The sequence below is a fragment of the Aeromonas sp. MTB genome, assembly GCF_056632455.1.
Map to the genome: position 1 here is coordinate 4593842 of NZ_CP147026.1, position 10275 is coordinate 4604116.

At 56.6% G+C, this 10275-nt stretch carries 12 protein-coding genes; 3 read left to right on the forward strand and 9 right to left on the reverse strand.

The genetic code is table 11. From position 1 onward, the window contains the following. The first annotated feature begins 163 nt into the window (after nucleotides 1–163). The 3 genes from WBR25_RS21050 to repC are packed head-to-tail and all read left to right on the forward strand — an operon-like array spanning nucleotide 164 to nucleotide 2184. On the forward strand, nucleotides 164–499 hold the full coding sequence (locus tag WBR25_RS21050) for a helix-turn-helix domain-containing protein (protein WP_411588352.1): 336 nt from the start codon (nucleotides 164–166) through the stop codon (nucleotides 497–499). Between the two features lie 7 nt (nucleotides 500–506). Then, a complete protein-coding gene (locus tag WBR25_RS21055) occupies nucleotides 507–1358 on the forward strand; it encodes a helicase RepA family protein (protein WP_103829069.1) in 852 nt (283 codons plus the stop codon). A 25-nt stretch (nucleotides 1359–1383) separates the two neighbouring features. Then, nucleotides 1384–2184, forward strand: coding sequence for a replication protein C, IncQ-type (gene repC, locus WBR25_RS21060; protein ID WP_411588350.1), 801 nt, complete (start codon nucleotides 1384–1386; stop codon nucleotides 2182–2184). A 209-nt stretch (nucleotides 2185–2393) separates the two neighbouring features. Here repC and WBR25_RS21065 read toward each other — a convergent pair whose 3' ends face one another. From WBR25_RS21065 to WBR25_RS21105, 9 genes are all read right to left on the reverse strand, one after another. Then, entirely contained in the window at nucleotides 2394–3533 is a 1140-nt protein-coding gene (locus WBR25_RS21065) for a site-specific integrase (RefSeq protein WP_064978384.1), read from the reverse strand. Nucleotides 3534–3697: 164 nt separating this feature from the next. Next, nucleotides 3698–5059 (reverse strand): tRNA uridine-5-carboxymethylaminomethyl(34) synthesis GTPase MnmE, encoded by a 1362-nt coding sequence (mnmE, locus tag WBR25_RS21070; RefSeq protein ID WP_184237112.1) that lies wholly within the window; start codon nucleotides 5057–5059, stop codon nucleotides 3698–3700. Between the two features lie 99 nt (nucleotides 5060–5158). After that, nucleotides 5159–6805, reverse strand: coding sequence for a membrane protein insertase YidC (gene yidC, locus WBR25_RS21075; protein ID WP_005355794.1), 1647 nt, complete (start codon nucleotides 6803–6805; stop codon nucleotides 5159–5161). A 5-nt stretch (nucleotides 6806–6810) separates the two neighbouring features. Continuing rightward, on the reverse strand, nucleotides 6811–7059 hold the full coding sequence (yidD, locus tag WBR25_RS21080; protein WP_075116235.1) for a membrane protein insertion efficiency factor YidD: 249 nt from the start codon (nucleotides 7057–7059) through the stop codon (nucleotides 6811–6813). Continuing rightward, nucleotides 7026–7385 (reverse strand): ribonuclease P protein component, encoded by a 360-nt coding sequence (rnpA, locus tag WBR25_RS21085; RefSeq protein WP_005342318.1) that lies wholly within the window; start codon nucleotides 7383–7385, stop codon nucleotides 7026–7028. The genes yidD and rnpA overlap by 34 nt, the downstream gene beginning before the upstream one ends. Next, entirely contained in the window at nucleotides 7385–7519 is a 135-nt protein-coding gene (rpmH, locus tag WBR25_RS21090; RefSeq protein WP_005307156.1) for a 50S ribosomal protein L34, read from the reverse strand. Before rpmH ends, rnpA begins: the two co-directional genes overlap by 1 nt. A gap of 270 nt (nucleotides 7520–7789) precedes the next feature. Continuing rightward, on the reverse strand, nucleotides 7790–8524 hold the full coding sequence (locus WBR25_RS21095) for an amino acid ABC transporter ATP-binding protein (protein WP_479749178.1): 735 nt from the start codon (nucleotides 8522–8524) through the stop codon (nucleotides 7790–7792). A gap of 12 nt (nucleotides 8525–8536) precedes the next feature. Further along, complete coding sequence (locus tag WBR25_RS21100) at nucleotides 8537–9205, reverse strand: amino acid ABC transporter permease (protein WP_019445518.1); 669 nt, start codon at nucleotides 9203–9205, stop codon at nucleotides 8537–8539. Further along, nucleotides 9206–9964, reverse strand: a complete 759-nt coding sequence (locus WBR25_RS21105; RefSeq protein ID WP_479749180.1) for an amino acid ABC transporter substrate-binding protein — start codon at nucleotides 9962–9964, stop codon at nucleotides 9206–9208. Nucleotides 9965–10275 lie beyond the last annotated feature (311 nt).

The following is a 10275-nucleotide window of genomic DNA, read 5'->3' on the forward strand; positions in this document are numbered from 1 at the left end:
GCGAGCTGACATATTTTCTGCTACACACTAGCCAAAATTTCACATGTGAAATTTTTCCCGAAAACGCTGTAAGTGCCCAAAACGGGCTCTTACAGCGCTCTGGATTTCGTTAGGTCCTCGGTACGCTTTGCATGTTGATGTTTGTTACAGGGAGATCATCTGCATGCGTGAGCAAAATCCGTCAGTTTACAGCGATCCTAACGGGTCAATTCTGAAAGAGCTTTATGAGCTTAAGCAGCTGGTAATCCAGCAAGTACTGGCGCAAAAAGAGGTGCTTTCTGCCGAGGAGTGCGCCGAGTTGCTGGGGGTTTCTGTCAGCTATGTGTACCGGCTGACCAGTGAAAAGCGTCTGCCGCATTACAAGCCACAAGGCAAAAAGATCTACTTCAAGCGCGTTGAGCTGCTGGACTGGCTGCTCTCCCACCGCATTTCACCGGACGCCGAACTCACTGAGCATGTAACCAAGCGTGTGCGGCAAGCTAGCCATGGGCGGTTGTGAGGCTGTTATGGAGCGAGATCTCATAACATCTCACTGGCCCCAGGATCTCCGGTCGGCTTTTATTGAACCTCCGAAACCCCTCGATTTTGTCCTCCCGGGGCTGCCTGTTGGCTGCGTTGGTGCTTTGGTGTCACCGGGAGGGGTGGGCAAATCGATGTTGGCATTGCAACTAGCAATGCAGATATCCGGTGGGCCGGATTGGATTGGGCTTGGCAATCTGAGCAGGGGGGCTGTGCTCTACCTGCCTGCCGAGGATCCTTGGCCTGTACTGCACCAGCGCCTGTTTGCCTTGGGCGGATATCTTGACCCTGAACTTCGTGCCAACGTTGAGCGAGACCTTCGCCTCATACCGCTGCAGGGATCCAGTCCGAATGTGCTGGATAGCCATTGGTGGGAAGCGATTGCTATATGGGCTGAAGGGGTGAGGTTGATTGTCATCGATACTTTGAGGCGTTTCCACGATGCCGACGAGAACGCGGCCTGTGCCATGACGCAGGTACTGGGTCAGTTGGAGCGGCTGGCCATGAGGCTGAGATGTGCTGTGTTGTTTGTACACCACACCAGCAAATCCGCAGTATTCCAAGAAGCTGGCGATCTGCAGCAGGCAAGCAGGGGGTCGTCAGTTCTGGTGGACAACGTCCGCTGGCAGGCCTATCTCGCCACTATGACCAAGAAAGAGGCGCAGCAGCTGGGCGTATCGGCAGAGCTGAGCCAGCTTTACGTGCGGTTTGGAGTAAGCAAAAGTAATTATGGGCAGCCACTACCGGAGCGCTGGTTGGTGCGGAGGGAAGGTGGCGTGCTGCACCCCGCCAGTTTGGACGTAACACGCCGGGCTGGAGGCAAACGTGCCTTGCTTTGAACTAACTCATGCCCGGCACGACCATATGCACTGTCTGGCCCCAGGATTGTTCAGAGCCATAGCTCCTGGTCAGCGCCGTCGAGACAAGCTGGCGGTGATTTACCGCTTGGATAACGGTAATCAGATTGAGTTTTCTGGGCCAGAACCCTTGGGGGCCGACGATTTGCGAGTACTTCAAGGGTTGGTTGCCCTAGCTGGGCTTGAATCACAAGGTGGCAAGATTGGGCCTGTTGCGAGTGGTGAAACCGGAGATATATTGCGAGACCTACTTCAGCTGCGTGGGATTGCCAACCAGCAGGATGTCTTGGTGGTCAAAAGCAGCTTGCGCAAACTGGCCAAGGAGATTGGTTACGCCAACCCTCGTGACACCAACACGGTGCGCCGCAGTGTCGAGCGGCTGTGGAAGGTGTCGGTAATAGCACAGGTGGCTGGCCTGCGTAGCGGTTTTCGTCTGCTGGCGAACTATGCCAGCGATGCCTTGACCGATGGGCTCTTTGTGGCGCTAAATCCCTTGCTGACCAATGCCGTGTTGGGGAATGGCCGATATACCTATATCGATCTGGCTGAGGTACGGCAACTGCGTAGTAGCACTGCTCGGATATTGCATCAGCGGCTTTGCGCCTGGATTGATTGTGGCCGCAGCAAGCCAGTAGGTTTAGATAAACTGGTCTCTTACGCTTTTCCTGATAAGTCCAGCGCGGCCACCGATCGAAAGCGGCAATCGCGAGTCCGCAAGGCTCTGGATGAACTGGCTGAACTGGGTTGGTCAATCAGTGAATATGCCAAGGGGCGGTTCACCATAGGTCGGCCTGCGCTATCACGATAATGGTCACGGACTATCACGAAAGTGGTCACAAAGTTCATGATATTGGTCACAGGCCTCATCAGATAAACCCCAGTGCTACCTGAGCTGCAGGGCGATCCTGAAATCCGATCTATATTATCTAAGATAATCTAGGCCAGCGCATGGCCGCGCTGGCCTATTTGTTGGCTCTTCCTGGCCATGATCTCGTCGAGGGGGCGTCCCATCTTCTATCACCCCAAGACATTGGGGAAATCGAGCATGGCATCTCGGCGCCGCGATTCAAGAATGTCGGCGTAGATCTCGGTGGTTCTCAGCTCACTGTGCCCCAGCAAGCGGGAGAGGGCATAGATATCAACGCCGCGGTTAAGCTGGATCACGGCGAAGGTATGACGCGCGCTGTGGAAGGTTACCTTCTTGGTTATACCCGCCTGCAACGCCCACCGGGTGAGCTCCATGTTGTGCCAAGCCGAGTACTTGAGGCCCTTGAAGATCCGCTCTGTTGCCTTGCCTGGGCGCCCCATCAGCTGCATCGCCATGTCATTCAAATCCAGGTATTGCAGGCCGCTGGTCTTTTTCTGGGTGAAGACGATACGGTAATGGCCATAGAAGGGCTCCAGCTCTGCCCAAGTCAGCTTGTGAATATCTGACCAGCGCAAGCCAGTGCAGCAGGAGAATAGAAAGGCGCGCTTAAGAACGTCGTAGCGGCACTCGGCCTGGGCCAGGGCTCGAACTTCGTCTTCGGTCAGGTAAACCCGCTTGTTTTTCTCCCCCTGGATAGCTTTGACACGTCGTACCGGATTATCCGGTAGCAGCCGCTCTTGCTCTGCCTGGTTCAGGGCTGCCCTTAACTTGTTGAAATAGGCACTCTGGGTATTGCGGCTCAGTGGTGTGCCGCTTTTGGTGCGAGCTTTGTGCATCAGGTAGTGCCGAAACCCCTCCAGGAAGAGCTGATCTACTTCCTCGAAAGTCAGCTCCGGCAGCTTATGGTACTGGCGTAAATGCTTGAGGGCTGATATCCAGATGGAGTGGTTGCTCTTGCTGCCTGCTGCTTTTTGGTCTGTAACCTCTTGGAAGTACTCGAAGAAGCTGGCCTTGTAGGCGTTCGAGAAATCCAGATGGTGTTTACCTGTCTCGTACTCGAAGAGCCGCTTGGCGCGGATTGCTTCGGCTGCTCGCTGGGTTTCTTTGTTGTGGAGCCGCTGTGCCGGGGTACGCGGCTTGTCGTACAGGAAGAGATCCAGGGGCTCTCTGCTGCGTTTGTGCTTGCGGATGCCCGTGGTTGGGTCAAGGTAGGAGCCGGCGTAGTAGGTTAAGCGCAGAGCGCGCTTGCCTTCGGCGTCCGGTTCGCGGAATTCGATGCTGATCTTCATAAGTGTGTCCCCCGAAAGTACCCCGAGAGGTTACTTCGGGGTACTCTCGGGGTAAATTCTCACGAAACAAGATCAGGCAAGAACAGCCAGTAAAAAACAAAGTCCAATATTTACAATGTCTTATGTTCTCACTGGCTGCTTTTTATTGCTGATTTTTCACCACATTACTTGCCGATGCAGAAGCTGGAGAAGATACGGCCCAGCAGATCGTCGGAGCTGAATTCACCGGTGATCTCGGAGAGGGACTCCTGCGCCAGGCGCAACTCTTCGGCCACCAGCTCGCCAGCCACGAACACTTCCAGCTGCTCTTTGGCTACCAGCAGGCGCTCGGCGGCACGCTCCAGCGCATCCAGATGGCGGCGGCGGGCCATAAAGCCCCCTTCGGTGTTGCCCTGGAAGCCCATGCAGGCTTTCAGGTGCTCGCGCAGGGCAGGCAGCCCCAACTCGGTCTTGGCTGAGATGCGGTAGACGGCGTGGCCCTGCTCCTGACTCGGTGCCAGATCTTCGCCAGTCAGGTCAGCTTTGTTGCGAATGACGGTGAGGCCGATGTTTTTTGGCAACCGATCAACAAATTCCGGCCAGATCTCTCGCGGGTCAACCGCATCCGTGGTGGTGCCATCCACCATAAACAGCACCCGATCGGCCTGTTCGATCTCGGCCCAGGCGCGCTCGATACCGATCTGCTCCACCTTGTCCTGAGTGTCGCGCAGACCGGCGGTGTCGATGATGTGCAGTGGCATGCCATCGAGATGGATGTGCTCGCGCAGCACGTCGCGGGTGGTACCGGCAATCTCGGTGACGATGGCCGACTCTCGCCCCGCCAGGGCATTGAGCAGGCTCGATTTGCCGGCGTTGGGACGACCGGCGATCACCACCTTCATCCCTTCCCGCAGCAGGGCGCCCTGTTTGGCTTCCCCGCGCACGTCGTCCAGCTCGGACATGATGGCGTAGAGGTCGCCCGCCACCTTGCCGTCGGAGAGGAAGTCGATCTCCTCGTCCGGGAAGTCGATGGCCGCTTCCACATAGATACGCAGCCGGATCAGGCTCTCCACCAGTTGCTGGATTTTGCTGGAGAACTGCCCCTGCAGGGAGTGCATGGCGCTGCGGGCGGCCTGTTCGCTGGAGGCTTCGATAAGGTCAGCGATAGCTTCGGCCTGGGCCAGATCCAGCTTGTCGTTGATGAAGGCGCGCTCGCTGAATTCGCCGGGGCGGGCAGGGCGGATGCCGTCGATTTTCAGAATGCGGCGGATCAGCATGTCCATGATGACGGGGCCGCCGTGGCCCTGCAGCTCCAGCACATCCTCGCCGGTGAAGCTGTTGGGGGCTTTGAACAGCAGGGCGATGCCCTGATCCAATACCTGGCCTTGCTCATCCTTGAACGGCAGATATTCGGCGTAGCGCACCCGCGGGAGCTTGCCGAGCACTATCTCGGCGACCTGTTCGGCGGCGGGGCCGGAGACCCGGACTATGCCGACGCCACCACGGCCTGGCGCGGTGGCCTGGGCCACGATCGTATCTGTTGTCATCTTGCTTGGCTCGTTTGTTCGCTGATAGGAAAACGTAGTGGGAGACATTGTAATAAAAAAGGCGGCCCGAAGGCCGCCTCTTTTGTCATCACGGGAAGATTAGCTGCGTGAATGCAGTCCTTTCTTCTCCAGCTGACGATAGATGATGGTCTGCTGGATGATGGAGATGACGTTGCTCACCAGCCAGTAGAGAGTCAGGCCAGCCGGGAACCATAGGAACATGAAAGTGAAGATGATCGGCATGAACTGCATCACTTTCTGCTGCATCGGGTCGGTTACGGTGGTCGGGCTCATCTTCTGCAGATACCACATGGAGGCACCCATGAGGATTGGCAGCACGAAGAAGGGATCCTTCACTGACAGGTCAGTTATCCACAGGGCAAACGGCGCGTGACGCAGTTCAACGGACTCCATCAGTGCCCAGTAAAGGGCGATGAAGATCGGCATCTGAACCAGGATCGGCAGGCAGCCACCCAGCGGGTTGACCTTCTCCTTCTTGTACAGCTCCATCATGCCCTGAGACATCTTCTGGCGGTCATCGCCGAAGCGCTCGCGCAGGGCCGCAATCTTGGGTTGCAGCATGCGCATCTTGGCCATGGAGGTGTACTGGGCCTTGGTCAGCGGGAACATGATGCCGCGCACCAGCAGGGTCAGCATGATGATGGCCAGACCCCAGTTCTGGACGAAACCGTGGAACACGGTCAGCAGCCAGTGCAGCGGTTGGGCGATGAACCACAGCCAGCCGTAGTCGACGGTCAGGTCGAGGTGGTTAGCCACCTTGGCCATCTGGTCTTGCAGCTTGGGACCAACCCACAGCTTGCTGGTCACTTCGGCCTGTTGGCCGGCAGCCACGTCAACCAGCGGCGCCTTGTAACCGATGATGGCCTGGCCTTTACCAGGGATCACACGGCTGTAGAAGCTGTTGGTATCGTCGGCATTTGGTGCCCAGGCAGAGACGAAGTAGTGTTGCAGCATGGCGACCCAACCACCCTTGGTGGTCTTGTTCAGGTCGGCATCCTTCATCTCGTCGAAGGTGTACTTCTTGTAGCGGGTATCTTCAGTGGAGAAGGCACCACCACGGTAAGCGCTGGCTACCATGGCATGACCTTCCTGATCCTTCGGCGTTGCTACGGTCTGCTTCAGCTGACCATAGAACTGCACCTGAACCGGCTCGGCAGATTTGTTGTCGATCTTGTAATCAACGCCAACGGCATAATCGCCACGCTTGAGGATGAACTCCTTGGTGAAGACCACGCCCTTGCTGTCGGTCCAGGTCATCGGAACGACGACTTGATCCTGACCATCGGCCAGCTGATAGCTGGTCTGGGCGGCTTCATAGGTAGGACGACCTTCGGCCTGACTGTCCGGACCGTTGCGACCCACCAGACCGCTCTGGGCGATATAGAGGTGCTCAGGCTTGCTGGTCAGCAGCACGAACGGTTGGTCCTTGCCCTCTTCCAGTTTGTGAGACAGCAGTTCGGCAGACACGACGTCACCACCCTGGGTGTCCAGGGTCAGCTTGAGCACGTCAGAGGAGACGGTGATCAGCTTGCGTGCGGCAGTCGCATTAGCTTGCTCGGAAACCTGAGGAATATCACCGGTCTGACCGGCTTCAGGTACGAAATGTTCGGTTTGGGCCACGGTAGTCGGGGCCGGCTTCGGAGCCTTGTCGGACTCCCACTGTTGCCAGAGCAGAAAGCTCACGAACAGCAAACCGATCAGGAGTAGATTGCGTTGTGATTCCATAGTTTTCAGTTTCTTCGCTTTGGTTGCGGAACCGGGTCATAACCACCCTCGGATAAGGGATGGCATTTTAATAGACGTTTGCTGGCTAACCAAACGCCTTTTATGAAACCGTGAAGTCGGATGGCTTCTATCGCAAATTGGGAACAAGTCGGGGTAAAACGGCAGCGCGGCCCGAGCAGAGGGCTAATGATTAGCTGATACAGGCGTATCAGTTTGATAGCTACCCATTGCAACGGCGTGACAGGGTGCGCCATAGCTTTTCCAGTAACTTGAACAGTTCCTCGTTATCCATCTCTTTCACACCGGCCTTGGCGATCACCACGATGTCGATAGCGGGCAGCTGATGTTGTTTGAGGCGGAAACTTTCCCGAACCACCCGTTTGACACGATTACGCCAAACGGCACGCTTGAGTGCTTTTTTGGGCACAGCGAGACCAAGACGAGGGTGTTCGAGCGAATTGGGAGAAGCGAGAAGGGTAATCTGCGGAGAGGCGGCCCGGACAGGCTCGGCGAAAACGCGTTTGAAGTGTTCGGGAGTTAACAGACGTAACTCCCGAGAGAAGGTGTGCTGGGTAGGCATTAGACTACCAGGCGGGCACGACCCTTGGCACGACGAGCGGCCAGAACTTTACGACCGTTGGCAGTTGCCATGCGGGCGCGGAAACCGTGAGAGCGCTTGCGCTTCAGGTTGGACGGTTGAAAAGTACGTTTCATGATTCGATTCCGTATTTCTGTACAGTTTTGATTGTCACACTTAGCCGACGCGCCAGCTATAGCGTGTGACGACTAGCAAAAGAGGCCGAATTCTAAACAGAGTTCGGCTTTTAGTCAATCCGCCGTTCCCTCTCATCCTGCCGTGGTCTTGAAAAGGCCACTGCCGAGCGTGAGGATCCAGAGGATCAAGGGCTCCGGATTATACTGGCAACCCGGGGTTAAACAAGGGATCCCTCAATAAAAAAGGCGGCCAGGCCGCCAAAGAGAGAGCTATTTAAGGACTTTCCGCAAGAACTCCCGGGTACGGGGATCCTTGGGATCGACCAATATCTGATCCGGCGGGCCCTGCTCGACGATCCGCCCTCCTTCCATGAAGATCACCCGATCGGCAACATCACGAGCAAATTCAATCTCATGAGTCACCACCACCATGGTCTGGTGCTGGCGGGCCAACTCTTTCATCAGTCCCAAAACCTCGTCGACCCACTCGGGATCGAGGGCCGAGGTGGGCTCATCAAACAGGATCACCTTGGAGTGTGCCGCCATGGCGCGACCAATGCCGACCCGCTGCTGCTGGCCGCCGGAGAGGGAGGCCGGATAGGCATCCTGCTTGTCGGCGAGACCAATATCTTTGAGGATGCCGAGCGCTGTGGCGCGGGCCTCCGCTTTTGGCTGCTTCCAGACGGTGATCAGCCCTTCGGCGATGTTGTCGAGCGCCGTCTTGTTGGCAAAAAGGGCGTAGTTCTGGAACACGAAGGAGGCCCGTTTGCGCAGCTCGATCGCCTGCTGTTCACTGGCCTTGGCCAGATTGAGCTCGAGATCGTCGATGGCCAGGGTGCCCACATCCGGGGTCTCCAGCAGGTTCAGGCAGCGCAACAGGGTCGATTTTCCGGTGCCGGAGGGGCCGATGATGACGACAATTTCCCCCTTTTTGACCTCCAGATCGATGCCGTTGAGCACCTGATTGCCGTGATATGCCTTGGAGAGGCCGGTTAGCTTGATCATGAACGCCCTCCTTTAATAGGCACGGTTGAGACGGACTTCCAGCAGATGCTGCAAGCGGGTAAAGAAGATCACCACCACCCAGTAGATCAGCGCCACCGCCATAAAGCTCTCGAAGAACTTGAAGGAGGAGGAGGCTTCCATCTGCGCTTTGCCCATGATCTCGGCTACTCCCAGGGTGAACGCCAGCGAGGTGCTCTTGATCATGTCGATGAAGTAGTTCATCAGCGACGGGGTGGCGATGCGGGCCGCCTGCGGCAGGATGATCCGCTGCATCGCCTGATAACGGCTCATGCCGATACTGAGCGCCGCTTCCATCTGGCTTTTGTGAATGCCGAGGATGGCTGCGCGGATCGACTCGGCCATATAGGCGGCGAAGTGCAGGGTCAGACCGACGATGGCGGCGGTAAAGGCATCCATCCCCACGAATATCGGGAATAGTTGCGGCAGTCCGTAGTAGAGCAGGAACAGCTGAACGAGAAGCGGTGTACCCCGAAAGAACGAGATATAGAGCATCGCCAGCCAGTGAATCGCAGGGACGCGAAACACCCGTACTATCGCCAGGGCCAGCGAGAGTACGAGTGCCAGCACGAATCCCCACAGGGCCATTTCCATCGTGGTGCCCAGGTATTTGAGCAGGATGGGAAACAGCCCCAGCGTGTATTCGAGGTCAAATTCCATCATTTATTTGTCGGTGATGTCGGAAGCGAACCATTTCTCGGAGAGCTGACGCAGGGAGCCATCCTTGCGCATGGCGGTCAGGGCCTCGTCGACCTTCTTCAGCAGCGCCTGTTTCTCCGGGGTCTTCAGGAAGGGCAGGGCGTTCTCGATAGTCTCGAACGGTGCGCCAGCCTGTTGCAGCGGCAGCTTGGACTCCTTGATCAGCTGGGCGGTGGAGACGCGGTCCATCACGAAGGCATCGATGCGACCCAGGGCGACATCCTGCTCGAAGGCGGAGTCATAGGTGCGGATGTCGATCTTCTTGTTCGGGTCGTTCTTGCGCAGCAGCTCTTCAAAGTTGGAACCCAGGTTCACGGCCACCTTCTTGCCTTCCAGATCCTTGATGCCATGAATGGTGCTGTTGCCCTTGCGTACCACGATCTGGGCGCCGTCATAGACGTAAGGCTGGGAGAAGTCGTACTTGGCCTTGCGCTCGTCGGTGATGGTGATCTGGTTGGAGATGGTGTCGATGCGGCCGGTTTCCAGCATGCCGAACAGGCCGGAGAAGCTGGCGGTCACGAATTCGACCTTGTAGCCGGTGCGCTCGCCGATCTGGTTCCACATATCCACTTCAAAGCCTTGCAGCTTGTCCTGCTTGACGAAGGTGAACGGGAAATATTTGCCAGACATGCCGACCTTGATGGTCTCCTGGGCGATGGCCTGACCGGACAGGGTGGCGAGCAGGATGGCTGCGCCGGAAATCAGTTTGATGGATGTTTTCATGGTGTTTCTCTCTCTCAATGTCTTGTATTTGTAGTTGTAATAACTGGTTTGGCCCTGATGTTATTGGAATAAAATTTAAAAAATAAATGACATTTGGTTATATGAAATAACAGGAGAGAAGCACGGGATCGACCAATCCGGACGGTGGATCAAGCTGTGGGTAACTTTGGGGATGAAATCCGATCCAAAGGCGCTGGATCCTTGAAAGTCAAGGATCTTATTTGCTGGATCCACCGGGCGATGGCTGGAGATCCGGCGGCTAAAAACGTAGAATAGCCGGTCTTTAGTTAATCAATCGACAGGAGTTTAGA

Coding starts and splice junctions, on each gene's coding strand:
- WBR25_RS21050 (WP_411588352.1), top strand. CDS start 164: ATGCGTGAGCAAAATCCGTCAGTTTACAGCGATCCTAACGGGTCAATT.
- WBR25_RS21055 (WP_103829069.1), top strand. CDS start 507: ATGGAGCGAGATCTCATAACATCTCACTGGCCCCAGGATCTCCGGTCG.
- repC (WP_411588350.1), top strand. CDS start 1,384: ATGCACTGTCTGGCCCCAGGATTGTTCAGAGCCATAGCTCCTGGTCAG.
- WBR25_RS21065 (WP_064978384.1), bottom strand. CDS start 3,533: ATGAAGATCAGCATCGAATTCCGCGAACCGGACGCCGAAGGCAAGCGC.
- mnmE (WP_184237112.1), bottom strand. CDS start 5,059: ATGACAACAGATACGATCGTGGCCCAGGCCACCGCGCCAGGCCGTGGT.
- yidC (WP_005355794.1), bottom strand. CDS start 6,805: ATGGAATCACAACGCAATCTACTCCTGATCGGTTTGCTGTTCGTGAGC.
- yidD (WP_075116235.1), bottom strand. CDS start 7,059: ATGGCGCACCCTGTCACGCCGTTGCAATGGGTAGCTATCAAACTGATA.
- rnpA (WP_005342318.1), bottom strand. CDS start 7,385: ATGCCTACCCAGCACACCTTCTCTCGGGAGTTACGTCTGTTAACTCCC.
- rpmH (WP_005307156.1), bottom strand. CDS start 7,519: ATGAAACGTACTTTTCAACCGTCCAACCTGAAGCGCAAGCGCTCTCAC.
- WBR25_RS21095 (WP_479749178.1), bottom strand. CDS start 8,524: ATGATCAAGCTAACCGGCCTCTCCAAGGCATATCACGGCAATCAGGTG.
- WBR25_RS21100 (WP_019445518.1), bottom strand. CDS start 9,205: ATGATGGAATTTGACCTCGAATACACGCTGGGGCTGTTTCCCATCCTG.
- WBR25_RS21105 (WP_479749180.1), bottom strand. CDS start 9,964: ATGAAAACATCCATCAAACTGATTTCCGGCGCAGCCATCCTGCTCGCC.